This window comes from Streptacidiphilus neutrinimicus (assembly GCF_000787815.1).
Taxonomy (GTDB): domain Bacteria; phylum Actinomycetota; class Actinomycetes; order Streptomycetales; family Streptomycetaceae; genus Streptacidiphilus; species Streptacidiphilus neutrinimicus.
In genome coordinates this window covers 87,952-107,203 of sequence record NZ_BBPO01000019.1, presented here as the reverse complement: position 1 = coordinate 107,203, position 19,252 = coordinate 87,952, and the positions used below count along the sequence as shown (strand labels likewise).

The 19,252-nt window shown below is 71.1% G+C and carries 18 protein-coding genes; 14 read left to right on the top strand and 4 right to left on the bottom strand.

Annotated elements, in window-relative coordinates; all coding sequences use genetic code 11:
• The first annotated feature begins 163 nt into the window (after nucleotides 1–163).
• The 7 genes from TR48_RS15130 (at nucleotide 164) to TR48_RS15100 (ending at nucleotide 6,355) form a co-directional block, all read left to right on the top strand.
• A complete protein-coding gene (locus TR48_RS15130) occupies nucleotides 164–847 on the top strand; it encodes a cell division protein FtsQ/DivIB (protein WP_052442686.1) in 684 nt (227 codons plus the stop codon).
• Between the two features lie 264 nt (nucleotides 848–1,111).
• A complete protein-coding gene (gene ftsZ, locus TR48_RS15125; protein ID WP_042367128.1) occupies nucleotides 1,112–2,344 on the top strand; it encodes a cell division protein FtsZ in 1,233 nt (410 codons plus the stop codon).
• 187 nt (nucleotides 2,345–2,531) lie between these two features.
• Nucleotides 2,532–3,263, top strand: a complete 732-nt coding sequence (gene pgeF / locus TR48_RS15120; RefSeq protein ID WP_042367126.1) for a peptidoglycan editing factor PgeF — start codon at nucleotides 2,532–2,534, stop codon at nucleotides 3,261–3,263.
• Nucleotides 3,264–3,286: 23 nt separating this feature from the next.
• Entirely contained in the window at nucleotides 3,287–4,015 is a 729-nt protein-coding gene (locus TR48_RS15115) for a YggS family pyridoxal phosphate-dependent enzyme (protein ID WP_042367190.1), read from the top strand.
• 128 nt (nucleotides 4,016–4,143) lie between these two features.
• Nucleotides 4,144–4,743 (top strand): cell division protein SepF, encoded by a 600-nt coding sequence (locus tag TR48_RS15110; protein WP_042367124.1) that lies wholly within the window; start codon nucleotides 4,144–4,146, stop codon nucleotides 4,741–4,743.
• 27 nt (nucleotides 4,744–4,770) lie between these two features.
• On the top strand, nucleotides 4,771–5,055 hold the full coding sequence (locus tag TR48_RS15105; protein ID WP_042367122.1) for a YggT family protein: 285 nt from the start codon (nucleotides 4,771–4,773) through the stop codon (nucleotides 5,053–5,055).
• Between the two features lie 46 nt (nucleotides 5,056–5,101).
• Nucleotides 5,102–6,355: a DivIVA domain-containing protein gene (locus TR48_RS15100; protein ID WP_042367120.1), complete on the top strand. Its 1,254-nt coding sequence runs from the start codon at nucleotides 5,102–5,104 to the stop codon at nucleotides 6,353–6,355.
• Between the two features lie 76 nt (nucleotides 6,356–6,431).
• Here TR48_RS15100 and TR48_RS15095 read toward each other — a convergent pair whose 3' ends face one another.
• Nucleotides 6,432–6,965, bottom strand: coding sequence for a HutD/Ves family protein (locus tag TR48_RS15095; RefSeq protein WP_042367118.1), 534 nt, complete (start codon nucleotides 6,963–6,965; stop codon nucleotides 6,432–6,434).
• A 2-nt stretch (nucleotides 6,966–6,967) separates the two neighbouring features.
• Nucleotides 6,968–10,105, bottom strand: a complete 3,138-nt coding sequence (gene ileS / locus TR48_RS15090) for an isoleucine--tRNA ligase (RefSeq protein WP_052442685.1) — start codon at nucleotides 10,103–10,105, stop codon at nucleotides 6,968–6,970.
• A 658-nt stretch (nucleotides 10,106–10,763) separates the two neighbouring features.
• Here ileS and TR48_RS15085 point away from each other — a divergent pair.
• From TR48_RS15085 to TR48_RS15060, 6 genes are all read left to right on the top strand, one after another.
• Complete coding sequence (locus TR48_RS15085) at nucleotides 10,764–11,228, top strand: TraR/DksA family transcriptional regulator (RefSeq protein WP_236652156.1); 465 nt, start codon at nucleotides 10,764–10,766, stop codon at nucleotides 11,226–11,228.
• 62 nt (nucleotides 11,229–11,290) lie between these two features.
• A complete protein-coding gene (gene lspA / locus TR48_RS15080; protein ID WP_042367116.1) occupies nucleotides 11,291–11,926 on the top strand; it encodes a signal peptidase II in 636 nt (211 codons plus the stop codon).
• Between the two features lie 87 nt (nucleotides 11,927–12,013).
• Complete coding sequence (locus TR48_RS15075; protein ID WP_042367114.1) at nucleotides 12,014–12,952, top strand: RluA family pseudouridine synthase; 939 nt, start codon at nucleotides 12,014–12,016, stop codon at nucleotides 12,950–12,952.
• Nucleotides 12,953–12,995: 43 nt separating this feature from the next.
• On the top strand, nucleotides 12,996–13,418 hold the full coding sequence (locus TR48_RS15070; protein WP_042367176.1) for a GNAT family N-acetyltransferase: 423 nt from the start codon (nucleotides 12,996–12,998) through the stop codon (nucleotides 13,416–13,418).
• Between the two features lie 7 nt (nucleotides 13,419–13,425).
• Nucleotides 13,426–15,015, top strand: coding sequence for a Na+/H+ antiporter (locus tag TR48_RS15065; RefSeq protein WP_042367112.1), 1,590 nt, complete (start codon nucleotides 13,426–13,428; stop codon nucleotides 15,013–15,015).
• Nucleotides 15,016–15,037: 22 nt separating this feature from the next.
• Nucleotides 15,038–16,465 carry an amino acid permease gene (locus tag TR48_RS15060; protein ID WP_439654470.1) on the top strand — a complete coding sequence of 476 codons (1,428 nt, stop codon included), beginning with the start codon at nucleotides 15,038–15,040 and terminating at the stop codon, nucleotides 16,463–16,465.
• Nucleotides 16,466–16,468: 3 nt separating this feature from the next.
• Here the strand turns inward: TR48_RS15060 and TR48_RS15055 are convergent, their stop codons facing one another.
• Nucleotides 16,469–16,951 carry an Lrp/AsnC family transcriptional regulator gene (locus TR48_RS15055; protein ID WP_042367110.1) on the bottom strand — a complete coding sequence of 161 codons (483 nt, stop codon included), beginning with the start codon at nucleotides 16,949–16,951 and terminating at the stop codon, nucleotides 16,469–16,471.
• Nucleotides 16,952–17,099: 148 nt separating this feature from the next.
• Between TR48_RS15055 and TR48_RS15050 the strand changes: the two genes are divergently transcribed.
• Nucleotides 17,100–18,104, top strand: a complete 1,005-nt coding sequence (locus TR48_RS15050; protein WP_084729423.1) for a DMT family transporter — start codon at nucleotides 17,100–17,102, stop codon at nucleotides 18,102–18,104.
• A gap of 93 nt (nucleotides 18,105–18,197) precedes the next feature.
• On the opposite strand, the gene TR48_RS15045 is transcribed toward TR48_RS15050, so the two are convergent.
• A complete protein-coding gene (locus tag TR48_RS15045) occupies nucleotides 18,198–19,223 on the bottom strand; it encodes a mechanosensitive ion channel family protein (protein WP_042367108.1) in 1,026 nt (341 codons plus the stop codon).
• Nucleotides 19,224–19,252: the final 29 nt, after the last annotated feature.

Here is a 19,252-nt window from a genome sequence, read left to right as displayed (position 1 = left end):
CCGTGCTGGCTCGGGTCGCACGGTGCCGTCGATCGCAGGGCGGCCCGAGCACAGCCGGAGTTCCGACTCAGGGTCTCGCGTCGGGGTCGAGGAGCCGAAGGCGGGCCCTGAAGGGGAGCGCCCGCCCCGGCCCCGGCTCAGGCTGTCCCGCCGGGGGATCGTCGTGCTGTGCGGCCTCGTCGCCGCGCTGCTCGGCACCGGCGTCTGGCTGGTCTGGTTCTCCTCGGTCTTCGACGTGCGCACGGTCTCCGTGGCCGGGCTCAGGACGCTGACCAGGGCTCAGGTGCTGCAGGCCGCCCAGGTGCCGCTGGGCGGCCCGTTGGAGCAACTGGACACCGGCGCGGTGGAGGCGCGGGTGGAGAAGGCGCTGCCGCGCGTCGACCACGCCGCCGTGTCCACCTCCTGGCCGCACTCGGTCCGGATCACCGTCACCGAGCGGGTGCCGGTCGCGGCGGTGCGCGGCGCCGACGGCCGGTACGCGCTGGAGGACACGACGGGCGTGCGGTTCGTGACGCTGTCGACGCCGCCGCCCGGCGTGCCCGTCGTGCAGCTCGCGCTCTCGGACGCCGGGAGGGGCGAGCTCGCTCAGTTCCCCGAGACGGTTCTGGTGGCGGGCGCGGTCGAGGTGGCCAAGTCCCTCCCGCCCGCCGTCGCGAGGCGCACCTCGCTCGTCGTCGTCCACTCGTACGACGACATCGAGCTGACGCTCACCGGCCCTTCGGGCACGGTCTATTGGGGCAGTCCCGAGCAGAGCCCGCGCAAGGCCGTCGTGTTGGGCGCACTGCTGAAGCAGTCCGCACACGGATACGACGTGAGCGCACCGACGGATCCCGCGCTGCGGTCTTGACGGACCGTCTACTGTGCCGTGACGCTTGTTGACCCCCGTGTACGCGCGGAGACCTTAGATCACATAGGCTCACAAGAAAAAACCGCTTGCTCGGCGTGTCCGTTGAACCGGCATGCCCAGATGCCTACTGTCCTAGTGACAGTGGATAATGCAGCAGTGACATAGCATTAACTCTAAACCTCATGTTTAGGGTTCGGGTCGGGAGCGTCGAAAGCACCGCCCCTTCGGTATGAGTAGACAGATCCGAGGCGAGAGGCCTTCGACGTGGCAGCACCGCAGAACTACCTCGCAGTCATCAAGGTCGTCGGTATCGGCGGCGGCGGCGTCAACGCCATCAACCGGATGATCGAGGTCGGGCTCAAGGGCGTCGAGTTCATCGCGATCAACACCGATGCCCAGGCGCTGCTGATGAGCGACGCCGACGTGAAGCTCGACGTGGGCCGTGAGCTCACCCGCGGCCTTGGCGCCGGAGCCAACCCCGAGGTCGGCCGCAAGGCGGCCGAGGACCACCGCGAGGAGATCGAGGAGGTCCTCAAGGGGGCCGACATGGTCTTCGTGACCGCAGGCGAGGGCGGCGGCACCGGCACCGGCGGCGCGCCCGTGGTCGCCAACATCGCCCGCTCGCTCGGCGCGCTGACGATCGGCGTGGTCACCCGCCCGTTCACCTTCGAGGGGCGCCGCCGCGCCAACCAGGCGGAGGACGGCATCGCGCAGCTGCGCGAGGAGGTCGACACCCTCATCGTCATCCCCAACGACCGCCTGCTCTCCATCTCGGACCGCCAGGTCAGCGTGCTGGACGCGTTCCGCAGCGCCGACCAGGTGCTGCTCTCCGGTGTCCAGGGCATCACCGACCTGATCACCACCCCCGGCCTGATCAACCTCGACTTCGCGGACGTCAAGTCCGTGATGAGCGGCGCGGGTTCCGCGCTCATGGGCATCGGTTCGGCGCGCGGCGAGGACCGCGCGAAGGCGGCGGCGGTCATGGCGATCTCCTCACCGCTGCTGGAGGCGTCCATCGACGGCGCCCGCGGCGTCCTGCTCTCCATCTCCGGCGGCTCGGACCTGGGCCTGTTCGAGATCAACGAGTCGGCGCAGCTGGTCAGCGAGGCCGCGCACCCCGAGGCCAACATCATCTTCGGTGCGGTCATCGACGACGCCCTCGGCGACGAGGTCCGCGTCACCGTCATCGCGGCCGGCTTCGACGGCGGCCAGCCGACCCCGATCGTGCGCGAGCCGATCGTCCGCTCCGCGTCGAGCGACCGTCCGGCGGCGACGCCGGAGTTCCCGCGGGCAGGCGCGGGTTCGTCCGCGGCGGGCTCCACGGCGACGGGCCGCAGCATCCACACCCTCGGCAGCGTGCCGCGGGCCGAGGACAACCCCCGTCCGACGCCGGCCCCCGAGCCCACCATCCCCCCGGTCCCGCAGCAGGCCCCGCCCCGCCCGCCGTACGTCGACTCGGCGGCGGAGGAGCTGGACGTCCCGGACTTCCTGAAGTGACGCAGTCGCTGTAGGTGCACCCCCCGGGGGGCGCGAGGCTGCAACACCATGCGGCTCCGCCGCGTGGGCGCGAGCGACCACCCAGTGCGGATGGCCCTGCTCGCTCGGCGACGCACCAGTTCAGGTGGCTTGTCGCGCAGTTCCCCGCGCCCCTCGGTTTCCTCCCCGTGTGCCATAAGGTGATCCCATGATCGGCCAGCGGATTGACCTGGGACATGGAGTGCACGCCGCCTTCACGGACCGGTGGGGCGGGGTGAGCGCGGAGCCCTACGCGGAGCTGAATCTCGGGGGCGCGGTCGGGGACGACCCGGCCGCGGTCCGGGAGAACCGGAAGCTCGCGGCGGCCGCGCTCGGGATCGACCCGGCGGACGTGGTCTGGATGAACCAGGTCCACGGCGCCGAAGGCTTCATCGCGAGCGGGCGGCAGGCGGACGGCGAGGCGCCGAGCGTCGACGCCGTGGCGACCCGGGTGCCCGGCCTCGCTCTCGCCGTTCTCACGGCGGACTGCACGCCGATCCTCCTCGCCGACCCCGTGGCCGGCGTCGTCGGCGCCGCGCACGTCGGGCGGCCGGGGCTGGCGAAGGGGGTCGCCGACACCGTCGTGGCGCTGATGCGCGAGCTGGGGGCCACCGGTATCGAGGCGATGATCGGGCCGAGCGTGTGCGGACGGTGCTACGAGGTGCCGGCGGCGCTCCGGGCCGAGGTGGCGGCCGGGACGCCGGAAGCCTTCGCCGAGACGAGCTGGGGGACGCCGTCCCTCGACATCCCGGCCGGCGTCGCCGCCCAACTCGCCCTGCGCGGAGTGACGGTCCGCAGCGGCCGGCACGTCTGCACCCTCGAGTCCGAGGACCACTTCTCCTACCGGCGGGCGTCGCGGACCGGACGCCTGGCGAGCTACGTCTGGCTGGATCCCAAGTGACAAATCTGACATCAGCGGAGCGTCTGGCCTTTTCAGACCGACTGGCAGAACTCCGGACAAACCTCGCCGCAGTGGAGGCGCGCATCGGCGCCGCCTGCGCGGCCGCCGGGCGGCCGCGCGACGAGGTGACCCTGGTGGTCGTCACGAAGACCTACCCGGCGTCCGACACCCGGCTGCTGGCGGAGCTCGGGGTGACCGACGTCGCCGAGAACCGCGACCAGGATGCGGCGCCGAAAGCGGCGGAATGCCGGGATCTGGCCCTTGCTTGGCATTTCGTCGGCCAATTGCAGACCAACAAAGTCCGTTCCGTTCTCCGGTACGCCGACCGCGTGCATTCCGTGGACCGGACCAGGCTCGTCGACGCGCTCTCGGCGGAAGTGGTCAAATCCGGACGAGCCGAGCTCGGCTGCCTGATTCAGGTCGGCCTGGAGTCGGAGACCCCGGAGGGGGCGCACCGCGGCGGAGCCGCGCCGAGTGAGGTCGAGGCGCTGGCGCAGGCCGTAGCGTCCGCCCCTGGCCTGCGACTTGACGGTCTGATGGCGGTGGCGCCGCTGGTGGGACCGTTCGCAGGCGACGCAGGCCGTGCCTTCGGCCGTCTCGCGGAAATCGCATCCCGCGTACGCGAGACCCATCCTGCTGCCACGATGGTCTCTGCCGGGATGTCAGGAGACCTGGAAGAAGCCATTGCTGCCGGTGCGACACACGTACGCATCGGTACGGCGGTACTGGGTGCGCGGCCGACGCTCCGGTAACGTCACCGGTTAGAAGATCAGACCGGAGAACAAATCCGGACATTCCAGAATCTCTCCGGGGAGCCGGAGGGGAACCGTGGATCGTAGTACCTCCCGGACCGATCCACCACAGAGCGGAGGACAGGAGTATGGCCGGCGCAATGCGCAAGATGGCGGTCTACCTCGGTCTCGTGGAGGACGATGGCTACGACGCCCAGGGTTACGACCCGGACGACGACTACGACCACGAGCCCGAGCCGCTGAGGACCGGACAGACCGAGGAGGTCCGTCGCCCGGCCGCGCCCGTGGCCGCCCCGGTCGCCGCCGCTCCGGTGGCCGCCTCGGCGGTCGTCGCCCCGATGCGGGCGCCCGAGCAGCGCATCGCGCCAGTGGCGTCCATCACACCCGAACGTCGTCTCGTCGAGAAGAGCGCCCCGGTGATCACGTCCAAGACCGCCTCCGAGCGGGAGCCGTACCGCATCACCACGCTGCACCCGCGAACCTACAACGAGGCCCGTACCATCGGGGAACACTTCCGTGAGAACACCCCTGTGATCATGAATCTCACGGAGATGGACGACACGGACGCCAAGCGCCTCGTAGACTTCGCGGCTGGACTCGTCTTCGGGCTTCACGGCAGCATCGAGCGCGTGACGCAGAAGGTGTTCCTGCTGTCTCCTGCTAACGTCGATGTAACGGCGGAGGACAAGGCACGGATCGCCGAGGGCGGGTTCTTCAACCAGAGCTGACAGGCATGAAGGGCGAGGGGAGACACGGTGAGCGTTGTATGGCAGGTGCTGTACATCGTCCTGATGTGTTTCTTCGTCCTGCTCCTGGCCCGCATGGTGATGGACTGGGTCCAGTTCTTCGCCCGCGACTGGCGGCCAGGGCGGGCCATGGTCGTCCTGCTCGAGAGCATCTACACCGTCACGGATCCGCCGCTCAAGTTGTTGCGGCGGTGGATCCCTCCGGTGCGGATCGGGGGAGCGGCCCTCGATCTTGCCTTCATGCTGCTGATCATCATTGTGTTGATCTTGATCCAGGTCGTGGGGGCACTGTGACCGACGCAGACGCCCGGCTGTCCGACGATCACGTTGAGGTGAAGAAATGGCATTGACCCCCGAGGACGTTCGGAACAAGCAGTTCACGACCGTCCGCCTCCGCGAAGGCTATGACGAGGACGAGGTCGACGCCTTCCTCGACGAGGTGGAAGGCGAGCTGACCCGCCTCCTGCGCGAGAACGAGGACCTGCGCGCCAAGCTGGCCGCCGCGACCCGTGCCGCCGCCCAGGCGCAGAACCAGCAGAACATGCGCAAGGAGCTGCCCGGCCCGCAGGACGGTCCGCAGCAGCAGCGCCCCGGCGCACCCGTGCCCGCCGCCATATCCGGCCCGCCGGTTCCGCAGCAGGGCATGCCCCAGCAGGGGATGCCGCAGGGCATGGGCCAGCCCGGCATGCCGCAGGGCATGGGCCAGCCGGGCATGCCCCCGCAGGGCATGGGCCAGCCCGGTATGCAGCAGGGCATGCCGCCGCACATGCAGCAGCAGATGGGCGGCCACCCCGGTCAGCCCGCGCTCCCCGGCCCCGGTGGCCCGGGCGGCCCGCAGCTGCAGCCGGCCCCGCAGATGGGCGGCCCCATGGGCGGCCACACCATGGGCGGCGGTCTCGCCCCCATGCAGCAGCAGCCGATGATGCCGCAGCAGCAGAACAACGACTCCGCTGCCCGCGTCCTGGCGCTGGCCCAGCAGACCGCCGACCAGGCGATCGCCGAGGCCCGCTCCGAGGCCAACAAGATCGTCGGCGAGGCCCGCAGCCGCGCCGAGGGTCTGGAGCGCGACGCCCGCGCCAAGGCGGACGCGCTGGAGCGGGACGCGCAGGAGAAGCACCGCGTCGCGATGGGCTCCCTGGAGTCCGCGCGGGCCACGCTGGAGCGCAAGGTCGAGGACCTGCGGGCGTTCGAGCGTGAGTACCGCACGCGTCTGAAGTCCTACCTGGAGACGCAGCTGCGTCAGCTGGAGTCCCAGGCGGACGACAGCCTCGCGCCGCCGCGGACCCCGGCCACGGCTTCGCTCCCCCCGGCTGCTCCCCTGCCCCAGCCGGCGATGAGCCCGGTTGGCGCCTCCCCGATGAGCGCGGGTGGCCCCTCCTTCGGTGGCAACCAGACGTTCGGCGGCCAGCAGTCCTTCGGCGGCGGCCAGAACGGCCCGTCGTTCGGCGGCAACGCGTTCCAGCCGGCCGGCGCTCAGCCGACGCCTCCGGCGGCGATGACCCAGCCGATGGCGGCCGTCCGTCCGCAGCCCCCGCTGCAGCAGGCGCCCCAGCCGATGCGCGGGTTCCTGATCGACCAGGACGACGAGAACTAGGGTCGTCATACGAGAGGGCCCCGTTCCGGGAAACCGGAGCGGGGCCCTTCTGCGTCGCTCGGCCCTTCTGCGTCGCTCAGGAGAGAGTGACGACCGCGGCCACGCCGTGGTGGACGTCGAGCGCCGCTTCACCGGTCACGAGTGCGGCGTCGAGCGGGCCGAGGTCGGCGCCCTCGACAGTGGCGGCGCCCTCGAGGACGACGGTGAGGGTGGTGCCCGTCACAGCGGTGCTCGTCCTGACGAACCGGACGTCCGCGGAGACCGCGCCGCGGCGCGTCATCACGTTGAAGTCGACCAGCGGGCCGCCGAGAAGACGGCAGTCCGTCCGCGCGTCGCCGGAGAAGGCGAACGGCGAGAAGCGCTCCGAGACGACCGTCTCCACACCGTCGACCGTGAGGGCCATGCCCTCGCCCCGGACGACGGTGATGATCCGGTCGACGCCCTCGAAGAACGAGAACGGACCGCCGGAGGCGACATCGGCGAGTGAGACCCGCCAGTCGAACTCGCCCGCCCCCGACGGCGACGACGCGACCTCGCGGGTCACGCCGCCGCCGTTCTTCCAGGGACTGGCCACGCGGTCGGCGGCGCGCAGTACCTGAAGAGTCGTCATCCTCAGACCTTGCGCAGCCAGAACGTCAGGCCCAGGGCCTCGTCCGCGAAGGGCGCGGCGTCGGCCCAGTCGGGCTCGCCGGAGGCGAAGTCCGTGGCGAGGACCTCGTCGGCGAGGAGCGCGCCGTGGGCGGCAAGCGCCTCGGCCGTCTCGTCGGTGGCGGCGACGTAGCGCAGCACGATGCGGTCGGAGACCTCCAGGCCCGAGTTCTTGCGGGCCTCCTGCACCTGGCGGATGGCGTCGCGGGCGACGCCCGCCAGGCGCAGCTCCGGGGTGATGTGCAGGTCCAGGGCCACGGTCGCGCCGGACTCGTTGGCGACGGCCCAACCCTCGCGCGGGGTCTCGGTGATGACCACGTCCTCCGGCGTGAGCTCCACCGTCTCACCGTTGACCTCGACCGACGCGGTGCCGGTCGCGCGCAGCGACGCGGACAGCGCCGCGGCGTCGGCGGCGGCGACCACCTTGGCCACGTCCTGGACGCCCTTGCCGAAGCGCTTGCCCAGGGCGCGGAAGTTGGCCTTCGCCGTGGTGTCGACGAGCGACCCGCCGACCTCGGCCAGCGACTCGATCGCGGCGACGTTCAGCTCCTCCGCGATCTGCGCGAGCAGCTCCGCCGGGAGCTCCTCGTAGCCGTGCGCGGAGACCAGCGCGCGGGACAGCGGCTGGCGGGTCTTGACGCCGGAGTCGGCGCGCGTCGCGCGGCCGAGCTCGACCAGCCGGCGCACCAGCGCCATCCGGCGCGACAGCGCCGGGTCGATCAGCGACTCGTCGGCGACGGGCCAGGTCGCGAGGTGGACCGACTCGGGGGCGTCCGGCGCCACCGGGACGACCAGGTCCTGCCAGACCCGCTCCGTGATGAACGGGGTCAGCGGGGCCATCAGCCGGGTCACCGTCTCCAGCGCCTCGTGCAGGGTCGCCAGCGCGGCCGGCTCGCCCTGCCAGAAGCGGCGGCGGCCACGGCGCACGTACCAGTTGCTGAGGTCGTCGACGAAGGAGGAGAGCAGCTTGCCGGCCCGCTGGGTGTCGTACGCCTCAAGGGCCGCGTCGACGTCGCGGACCAGGGCGTTGAGCTCGCTCAGCACCCACTGGTCCAGCATCGGCCGGTCGGCCGGCGCGGGGTCGGCGGCGGACGGCGCCCAGCCGGCGGTGCGGGCGTAGAGGGCCTGGAAGGCGACGGTGTTCCAGTAGGTCAGTAGGGTCTTGCGGACGACCTCCTGGATCGTGCCGTGGCCGACGCGTCGCGCCGACCAGGGCGAGCCGCCGGCGGCCATGAACCAGCGCACGGCGTCGGCGCCGTTGGTGTCCATCAGCTCGATGGGCTCCAGGATGTTGCCCAGGTGCTTGGACATCTTGCGGCCGTCCTCGGCCAGGATGTGGCCGAGGCAGACGACGTTCTCGTAGGAGGAGCGGTCGAAGACCAGGGTGCCGACGGCCATGAGGGTGTAGAACCACCCGCGCGTCTGGTCGATGGCCTCGGAGATGAACTGCGCCGGGTAGCGCTTCTCGAACAGCTCCTGGTTCTTCAGCGGGTAGCCGTACTGCGCGAACGGCATGGAGCCCGAGTCGTACCAGGCGTCGATGACCTCGGGCACGCGCACGGCCGTCTTCTGGCAGCTCGGGCACGCGAAGGTGACGTCGTCGATGAACGGGCGGTGCGGGTCGAGGCCGCTCTGGTCGGCGCCGGTGAGTGCGGAGAGCTCGGCCAGCGAGCCGACGCAGGTGAGGTGGTCGTCCTCGCAGCGCCAGATCGGCAGCGGGGTGCCCCAGTAGCGGTTGCGGCTGAGCGCCCAGTCGATGTTGTTGTTCAGCCAGTCGCCGAAGCGGCCGTACTTGACCGTCTCCGGGTGCCAGTTGGTGCGCTCGTTCTCGCGCAGCAGGGCGTCCTTGACCGCGGTGGTGCGCACGTACCAGGAGGGCTGCGCGTAGTAGAGCAGCGCCGTGTGGCAGCGCCAGCAGTGCGGGTAGCTGTGCTCGTAGGCGACGTGCCGGAAGAGCAGGCCGCGGTCCTTGAGGTCGGCGGTCAGCGCCTCGTCGGCCTTCTTGAAGAAGACGCCGCCGACCAGCGGGACGCTCTCCTCGAAGGTGCCGTCGGCGCGGACCGGGTTGACCATCGGCAGGCCGTAGTTGCGGCAGGTCGCGAGGTCGTCGGCGCCGAAGGCCGGAGCCTGGTGGACCAGACCCGTGCCGTCCTCGGTGGTCACGTACTCGGCGTTGACGACGTAGTGCGCCTCGCCGTCCACGTCCACGAGCTCGAAGGGACGCCGGTAGGTCCAGCGCTCCATCTCCTTGCCGGTGAAGCGCTCGCCGGTGGTGGTCCAACCCTCGCCCAGCGCCTTCTCGACGAGCGGCTCGGCGACGACGACCTGCTCGGCGCCGTCGGTCGCGACGACGTAGGCGACCTCTGGGTGGGCGGCCACGGCGACGTTGGAGACCAGCGTCCACGGGGTCGTCGTCCAGACCAGCAGCGAGGCCTTGCCGGCCAGCGGGCCTCCGGTCAGCGGGAAGCGGACGTAGACCGACGGGTCGACGACCGTCTCGTAGCCCTGGGCCAGCTCGTGGTCGGAGAGGCCGGTGCCGCAGCGCGGGCACCACGGGGCGACGCGGAAGTCCTGGACCAGCAGGCCCTTGTCGAAGATCTGCTTCAGCGACCACCACACGGACTGGATGTAGTCCGGGTCCATGGTGCGGTAGGCGTCGTCGAGGTCGACCCAGTAGCCCATGCGCTGGGTCAGGCGGGTGAACGCGTCGGTGTGCCGGGTGACGGACTCGCGGCACTTCGCGTTGAACTCGGCGATGCCGTAGGCCTCGATGTCCTGCTTGCCGGAGAAGCCGAGCTCCTTCTCGACGGCCAGCTCGACGGGCAGGCCGTGGCAGTCCCAGCCGGCCTTGCGGGCGACGTGGTAGCCCTTCATGGTCCGGTAGCGCGGGAAGACGTCCTTGAAGACGCGGGCCTCGATGTGGTGCGCGCCCGGCATGCCGTTGGCGGTCGGCGGGCCCTCGTAGAACACCCACTCCGGGCGGCCCTCGGACTGCGTGAGGCTCCGCTCGAAGATCTTGTGGTCCTGCCAGAAGGAGAGGATCTGGTGTTCGAGCGCGGGCAGGTCGACTTGGGCGGGTACGGCGCGATACAGCGCGGTCATGATTCCTCCGGCGGAACTGCGAAACAGCTGTCTCCGACGGAGGGACGAGGCGACGCGCGCCCCGCGGTACCACCCTCCTTGGCCGCACGTACGGGACTGCGGCCCCCTCATTGGGGTCAGCGGCCGGTTCTACTCCACCTGGCCGAGGGCCCGGCGTTTCCTCCGACGGCTCCGGGGTGATCTTCTCGCTGCGCACGCCCCCGGGCTTCCACCGTCCCCGGGTCTCTCCTGGCTGCGTTCGGCGGTACTCGTCCCCATCCACGCCTTGCTGCGGAAGAAGTCTATAGGGATCGCCGCCGTGATTTCGCGCCCAATGCACGCGCGCCCCTGCACGCCCCCTGTGAGGTGACGCGCCGGTAACGGACACACCGGGCGATTATCGCGTCACGTTCTGGGCACAACTCCCTTCGTCCAGTCGTCCTTCATGCTGCAGGACCACGCGGCCCGGGCAACCGCGCTGGTGCAGCCAGGCGAGTGGAAGGGCGTACTTCGGTATGTCCCGTTGTGGTGGCATTCGCCACGGTTTATCGTTCCGGCACCGAGAGAAGGCCGGTCAGTCATGCACGAAGGGGTCGAGGGAATGGCGGACAAGGCAAGCAGCCGAGCTGGCGGGACACGCCGCGCCGGAGTGTCCGTGGGCGACCCGGGGGAGAGCATCGTGACGCGCAACAAGACCACTGCCGCCACCCGGACGACGCACCAGGCCACCGGCGCGCGTCTGGACCCGGCCGCGCTTCCGGTCCGCCCGGGTGAGGACCCGTGGACGGCCGAGGAGGTCATGGAGCTCCAGTCCGAGCTCACCGCCGAGGCGGCCGAGCTGAGGGCCGAGATCCACACGGCCGAGGAGGCCGTCAGCGGACTGATGCGCGACTCCGGCGACGGAGCCGGCGACGACCAGGTCGACGCCGGTACCAAGAACATCTCGCGCGAACACGAGCTGTCGCTGGCCGCCAACGCCCGCGACATGCTCGCCCAGACCGAGCGCGCGCTGCTGCGCATGGCCGGACCGCAGTTCGGGCTCTGCGAGTCCTGCGGCAAGGCGATCGGCAAGGCGCGCGTCCAGGCGTTCCCGCGCGCCACGCTCTGCGTGGAGTGCAAGCAGAAGCAGGAACGCCGCTACTGAGCCGTACCGGCGAGTAAGGCACCGTCCCCGGGTGCGGCCCCACACCGCGCCCGGGGCGTCGCGTGCCGTACCCTCGACGGCGACAGCCCAACCGACACGGTCACGCGGAGCGCATCATCAGTACCCAGGGTCACCAGAACGCCGAGGCTGCCGCTCCCGCCTCGGGTGAGGACGAGACGGTCGAGACGGTGGAGCCGACGCCGGTCGTGAAGAAGCGCCGCATCGGCGTCCTGCTGAGCGTCGCGCTGCTCGCCTACCTGCTCGACCTCGGCAGCAAGCTGCTGGTCGTGGCCCAACTGGAGCACAAGGACGCCATCCGGCTGATCGGCGACTGGGTGCAGCTCACCGTCATCCGCAACCCCGGCGCGGCGTTCGGCATGGGCGCGGCGCTGACCGTGGTGTTCACGCTCATCGCGACCACGGTCATCGTGGTGATCATCCGTCTGTCGCGTCGCCTCTACAGCCTGCCCTGGGCGGTCGCGCTCGGCCTGCTGCTCGGCGGAGCGTTCGGCAACCTGACCGACCGCATCGTCCGCTCGCCCGGCCTGTTCCGCGGCGCGGTCGTCGACTTCATCTCGGTCAAGCACTTCGCGGTCTTCAACCTGGCCGACTCGGCCATCGTCTGCGGCGGCATCCTGGTGGTCCTGCTCTCCTTCCTCGGCACCAATCCGGACGGCACGGTCCAGCGCGACAAGTGAGCGGCGCCCGGGGGACGGGCGCCCGCAGGTGGGAGGGGGCGTCCGGCTCGGCCGGGCGTCCTTCGTCCATACGGCATACTCGTGACGGTGAGCACCGTTCCCCAGATCCGCGCCCTGCCCGTGCCCGACGGCCTCGAAGGCGAGCGCGTCGACGCCGCGATCGCCCGTATGTTCGGCTTCTCCCGCACGAAGGCCGCCGAGCTGGCCGCCGAGGGCAAGGTCACCGTGGACGGCGCCGAGGTCGCAAAGTCCGAGCGGGTCACCGCCGGAGCCTGGCTGGAGGTCGAGCTCCCCGCTCCGCCGGCGCCGGTGCAGATCGTCGCCGAGAAGATCGACGACATGAAGATCGTCTACGACGACGAGCACTTCGTCCTCGTCGACAAGCCCGTCGGCGTCGCCGCGCACCCGAGCCCGGGCTGGACCGGCCCGACGGTCATCGGCGGCCTCGCCGGGGCCGGCTACCGCATCTCCACCTCCGGCGCGGCCGAGCGCCAGGGCGTGGTGCACCGGCTGGACGTCGGCACCTCCGGCCTGATGGTCGTCGCCAAGTCCGAGCAGGCGTACACCTCGCTCAAGCAGCAGTTCCGCGACCGCGTGCCGGAGAAGCGCTACAACGCCCTGGTCCAGGGCCACCCGGACCCGCTGTCAGGCACCGTCGACGCCCCGATCGACCGCCACCCCAACCACGACTGGAAGTGGGCCGTCGTGGCCGGCGGCAAGCCGTCCGTCACCCACTACGACCTGATCGAGGCGTACCGCGCCGCCTCGCTGCTGGACATCAAGCTGGAGACGGGCCGCACCCACCAGATCCGCGTCCACATGTCGGCGCTGCGCCACCCCTGTGTCGGCGACACCACCTACGGCGCGGACCCGACGCTGGCCAAGCGGCTCGGCCTGACCCGCCAGTGGCTGCACGCCGTCTCGCTCGGCTTCGAGCATCCGGCCACGGGGGACTGGGTGGAGTTCACCAGCGAGTACCCGGCGGACCTGGCCCGCGCCCTGGAGATCATCAGTGCCGAGAGCTGAGGCCGTCGGCGGGGTGACGATCGCCGTCGCCGACGAGGCGGACATGGCGGACGTCCGGGCCGTGCGCCACGAGGTCTTCGTCGTGGAGCAGCGGGTCCCCGTCGAGCTCGAGTACGACGAGCTCGACGCGACCAGCGTCCACGTGCTGGCGCGCGCCGAGGACGGGACGCCGCTCGGGACGGGCCGTCTCATCCACGGTCCGCAGGCGCTGGCCGAGACCGGCCGCGAGGGCGTCGTGCTGCTCGGCCGCCTGGCGGTCCGTCAGCCCGCGCGCGGCACCGGGCTCGGGGCCGCGCTGGTCCGCGCGATCGAGGCCGCGGGGCGTGAACACGGCGGCGTGGAGCTGGAACTGCACGCCCAGGTCCAGGCCCTCGGCTTCTACGAGCGGCTGGGTTATGTCGCTTTTGGAGAGGAATACCCTGACGCGGGTATTCCGCACCGGAGCATGGTGAAGCGTCTGGCATGATGCTCGTGTGGCGCAGCTGACCCTCCTCTTCACGGTTTTCCTCTGCGCCATCATCACCACCCCGCTCGCCGAGCGGATCCGGATTCCGCAGCCCGTGCTGATGACCGTGATCGGCGTCGTGCTGGCTCTGCTGCCGTTCGTGCCGAACATCAGCATCGAGCCCGAACTCATCCTGCCGCTCGTGCTGCCCCCGCTCATCTACGCCTCCGCGCAGCGCTCGACGGCCCGTTACTACCGCCAGAACGCCCGCGTCATCCTGCTGCTGGCCGTGGCCCTGGTCCTGCTCACCACCGCCGCGGTCGCCGGCGCCATGCACTGGATCACCCCGGCGATGCCGGTGGCCGGCGCCGTCGCGCTCGGCGCGCTGATCTCCCCGCCCGACCCGATCGCGGCGGCCGCGGTCGCGCAGAGCGTCGGCCTGCCGCGCCGCCTGCTCGGCATCCTGGAGACCGAGGGGCTGTTCAACGACGTCACCGCGCTGGTCGTCTACGCGCTCGCCATCGACGCCGTGGTGACCGGTCACTTCTCCACCGCGCACGCCGCGCTGCGGCTGCTGCTGTCCGCGGTGCTGGCCCTCGTCTTCGGCGTCGGCATCGGCTGGCTCAGCGGCAAGTTGATGACGCTGCTCAGCGACGCCACGCTCCAGGTCGGGCTCAGCCTGCTGGTCCCCTTCGCCGCCTACGTGCTCGCCGACCAACTGCACGGCTCCGGCGTGCTGGCGGTGCTGGTCTGCGCGTTGTGGATCAACGACCGGGCGGTGGGCGCGGACGACGTCGCGTTCCGGCTCGTCGGCTCCGCGTTCTGGGACGTGGTCGAGCTGCTCATCTCCGGCATGGCCTTCGGGCTGATCGGCCTCGAGTGGTCCACCGTGCTGCACGAGGCCGGCAGCACCTGGCCGTCGATGATCGGCGACGCGGCCCTGGTCATCGTCGTCGTGGTCGGGGTCCGCTTCCTGTGGCTGCTGCCCGGTTCCTGGTTCGCCGCCTGGCTGGACCGGCGGCTGGGCCGCCGCGAGGACGTGACGCCGCTCGGCTGGCGGGAGTCGGTGGTGCTGTGGTGGGCGGGGATGCGCGGCGTGGCCTCGGTCGCGCTGGCGCTGGCCATCCCCTTCACCGTGCACGGCGGCGCGACCTTCCCGCTGCGCTACGAGATCGTCTTCATCGCCTTCTCCGTCGTCATCTTCACGCTGGTGGTCCAGGGCATGACGCTGCCGCTGGCGGTGCGCTGGCTGGGCCTGAGCCGGGACCAGAGCGCGGAGGACCACGAGGAGCGCCGCCTGTGGTACCGGGCCTCCCGGGCCGGGTTGATGCGGCTCAAGGAGATGGCCGCGAACGAGGAGCTGCCCGAGGAGCTGGTCGACCGGCTCAAGCAGCGCCAGGTCGACCGCCTCGCGCGCAGCCGCCCCGACCTCTACGACGAGCAGCAGCGCGAGGAGTGGAAGAAGCGGGTCAAAGTCGTCAAGACCCTGCGCCGGGTCGAAGGCCAGATGCTCGCGGCCTCCCGCGAGGAGATGCAGGCCGCGCGGATGGAGCCGGGCGCCGACCCGGAGCTGGTCGACCGCGTGATCCGCCAGCTCGACCTGCGCAGCGAACGTTGAATCCCTGTCACGAAAGGCACGTGTGAGCACCGACCCGCGGACGACGTCCGACATCGCATCGCAGCAGGCCGACGTCGAACTCGACGACTCGGGGGACGCGGGCTACGCCAAGACCCTGGCGCCCCGTCACATCAGCATGATCGCCATCGGCGGCGCGATCGGCACCGGCCTCTTCCTCGGCGCCGGCGGCAACCTGGCCAAGGCCGGGCCCTCGTTGGCCATCTCCTACGCGGTCGCCGGCGTCTTCGCCTTCTTCGTGGTGCGGGCGCTCGGCGAACTGGTGCTGCACCGGCCCTCGTCGGGCTCGTTCGTCTCGTACGCGCGCGAGTTCCTGGGCGAGAAGGGCGCGTACATCGCGGGCTGGATGTACGTGCTGAACTGGTCGACCACCGGCATGGCCGACATCACGGCCGTCGCCCTCTACGTGCACTACTGGTCGGTCTTCTCGTCGGTCCCGCAGTGGGTGCTGGCGCTGGTCGCACTGGCGGTGGTGCTGTCGATCAACCTGATCTCGGTCCGCCTCTTCGGCGAGATGGAGTTCTGGTTCGCGATCATCAAGGTCGCGGCCATCGTGCTCTTCCTCGTCGTCGGCATCGTGCTGTTGGCGACCCAGCACCAGATCGCCGGGCAGACGCCCGGCCTGCACATGATCAGCGACAACGGCGGCTGGTTCCCGCGCGGCGTACTGCAGATGATCGTGGTGCTGCAGAGCGTGGTCTTCGCCTACGCGGCGATCGAGATGGTCGGCGTCACGGCGGGCGAGACGGCGGACCCGGCCAAGGTCGTCCCGAGGGCGATCAACTCGATCTCCTGGCGCATCCTGATCTTCTACGTCGGATCGATCGTCATGCTGGTGCTGCTGCTCCCGTGGACCGCGTACTCGGCCGGCGAGAGCCCCTTTGTCACCGTCTTCTCCAAGCTGGGCGTGCCGGGCATCGGGGGCATCATGAACGCGGTCGTGCTGACGGCGGCGATGTCCAGCCTCAACTCCGGCCTCTACTCGACCGGCCGCATCCTGCGCTCGCTGGCCGCGGCGGGCTCGGCGCCCGCCTTCACCGGCCGGATGAGCCGTACCCAGGTCCCCTACGGCGGCATCCTGCTGACCGCTACGGCGGCCCTGATCGGCGTCGCCCTCAACGCCTGGCTCCCGGGTGAGGCCTTCGAGATCGTCGTGAACATCGCCTCGCTGGGCGTGATCTCGACCTGGATCATGATCATGGTCTGCCACGCCCTCTTCGTCCGCCGGGCTCGCGCGGGCCACGCCGAGCGCCCCGCCTACCGCCTGGGCTTCTCGCCCTGGATCGAGCTGGTGACGATCGCCTTCCTGCTCTTCGTCGTGGTGGAGATGGGCGTCTCCGGCGGCACCGTCGGCCGCTGGACGGTCCTGCTGATCGTCCCGATCGCCGCGGCGCTGACGGCGGGCTGGTACGCGCTGCGGCGCCGCGCCTGAGGGTCACTCCACCGCGGCCGGCCGCGAGGGCGCCGGCTGCGGGAAGACGCGGGTGTGCTTGACGCTGCCGAAGGCGAACTCGGACTCGATGGAGGCGATGCCGGGGATCGCGTGGAGGCGGGTGCGGACCAGGCGTTCGTAGGCCTGGAGGTCCTCGACCACGATGCGGAGCAGGTAGTCGGTGCTGCCGGCCATCAGGTAGCAGTCCTGGATGTGGTCGATCCGTTGGACGTGCGCCTCGAAGGCCTCGACGCTGGCGGCGTTGTGGCGTTCCAGTCCGATCCGCACGAAGGCGGTCACCGGCAGGCCGAAGACGGACTGGTCCACCAGGGCGGTGTAGCCCTCGATCACCCCCGCCTCCTCGAGCCGGCGCACCCGGCGCAGGCAGGGCGAGGGGGAGAGGCGGACGCGGTCGGCCAGCTCCTGGTTGGTCAGTCGGCCGTCCTGCTGCAGCTCGCGGATGATCGACCGGTCGACGGCGTCCATGGTGCTCGGGTCTCCTGAATGGCTGATCGTGGCAGATCCTGCCTCTTGGCTGGTCTCTGGGGACATTTTTAGCAATCGCATGCCGCACCTGTCGCCATAGCATTGCCGCGTTCCCGCCATTTTCGGCAGCTAGTGGAGTCACGCCGCCATGCCCCCGACGTCCGCCCCGCCCCTCGCGACCCTGCCCGCCGCCGAGCGGACGGCGGCTGCCGAGCCCACCGCCCGTCGGCTCGGGCGGCGGGTGGCCGACCCTCTCGGCGTCGCCGCGCTGCTGGCGACGGTCTGCCTGTGGAGCGCGTTCGCGCTCAGCGACCGGGCGCTCGCCGCCTCCTCGCTGCGCCCGGCGGACGCGGCGCTGATCCGCTTCGGCCTCCCGGCGCTGGTGCTGGCCCCGGCGCTCTGGCGGCGGCGCGGGCAGTTCACCAGCGCGGCGGGCCTGCGCTGGGCGCCCGCTTTGAAGATCGTCCTCGGGGGCGGGGTCCCCTTCTACCTGGCGGCGACCTACGGCGGCGCGCTCACGTCGGCGGCCTTCGTCGGCGCGCTGGTGCCGGGGATGGTCCCGCTCTTCATCGCCGCGCTGGCGGTCCGCGCCGGCCGGGCGCCGCGCGGGCTGCAGGGCGCGGGCCTCGGCCTCATCGGTCTGGGCGCGCTCGCCCTGGTGGGGCCCGATCTGGCGGGGCCCGGTCTCGCGGGGGTGGACGGGCGCACCCTCGCCGGGGTCGGCCTGCTGCTGCTCGCCAGCGGACTCTGGGCGATCTACACCGTCGGCCTGCGGGAGATCTCGCTCGACCCCGTCGCGTCCATGGGGCTGCTCTGCGTCCCGACCTTCGCTGTCATCGCCCTGCTGGCTCTGCCCGGCGTGCTGCCCAGCACCCTCCTCAGCCACGCCGCGCCGCGCGACGTGCTGCTCTTCGTCCTCGTCCAGGGCGTCGGCACCGGCGTCTGCTCCGGCCTCTTCTATGCCACGGCGATCCGCCGTCTCGGCCCCGAACGCTGCACCACCGTCGGCAGCCTCAGCCCCGTCCTGACGGCCGCAGCCGCCGTCCCCCTGCTCGGCGAACCCCTGACCCTCCCCGTCCTGGCCGGCACCGGGTTCGTCGCGGCCGGCGTGATGCTGGCCAATCGACGCGTCGTCCACTCCGGGGGGATGTAGCAGCCAAGCGGAGTCCTCGGCCCCCTGTGGTGGCGGGGTCACGACGAGTCGGTGCGGAAGCTGCTTGTGCCCCGCCCCGGCGGGGCTGTCCCCTCACCCCGCCGTCCGCACGCGCGGGAGCGCCTCCGGGTGGTGGTCGCGGAGCCAGGCGAGGAGGTGTTCGCGGGTCGCGCACTTGAGGGTGTAGGCGTCGTCGGGGTTGCGCGTCGTCATGGTCGCGCGGATCACGATCGTGGACGGGGTGGTGTCGAAGACGACTAGGCCCCAGTCCCGGCCGTCCCACTCCTTGCTGTCCAGCAGCAACCGGTGGAACTCCTCGCGCAGCTCCGGGACGGGAGTGGTGTGGTCGAGGTGGAGCAGGACCCAGCCGGTGGTGTGCGGGTCGGCGCGGGTCCAGTTCTCGAAGGGCCGGCTGACGAAGTAGGAGACGGGGACGACGAGCCGGCGCTGGTCCCAGAGGCGGACGACGAGGTAGGAGAGGGTGATCTCCTCCACCGTGCCCTGCTGTTGCTCGACCACCACCGTGTCGCCGATGCGGACCAGGTCGCCGAAGGCGATCACCAGCCCGGAGAAGAAGTTGCCCAGCGTGCTCTGTGCCGCGATGCCGGCGACGATGCCGATCAGTCCGGCCGAGGCCAGCAGCGAGGCGCCGACGGCGCGCATCTCCGAGAAGGTCAGCAGCATCGCGCCGACCGTGACCAGGATCACCAGCGCGCCGGCCGTCCGCCGTAGCAGGCTGATCTGCGTGCGCACCCGCTGCACCCGGGAGGGGTCGTCGGCGACCTCCTGGTACCGGGAGAAGAAGGCCGTCAGCACGGCCGCGACGACCCGGCCGGCCAGCCAGCCGACGGAGGCGATCAGCGCCAGCAGCAGGCCGTGCCGGACGTCGCCCGCGTGGCTGTCGAAGAGCTGCGCCAGCGGCGCGTTGGCGAGCAGCAGGCCGAGGCAGACGACGCACTGCAGCGGGATGCGGCAGCTCCGCAGCATCGGCCAGACGGTCGTCTCGGGGTGCCGCGCGGCGACGCGCTGCAGCGCCTTGTCGACCAGCCAGCCGATGAGCAGGGTCAGGCCGATGGTCAGCGCGAGGGCGATCAGCTGGCCGATCACGTTCCACGACATGCGGGGCTTCGGACCTGTCTCGATATGTC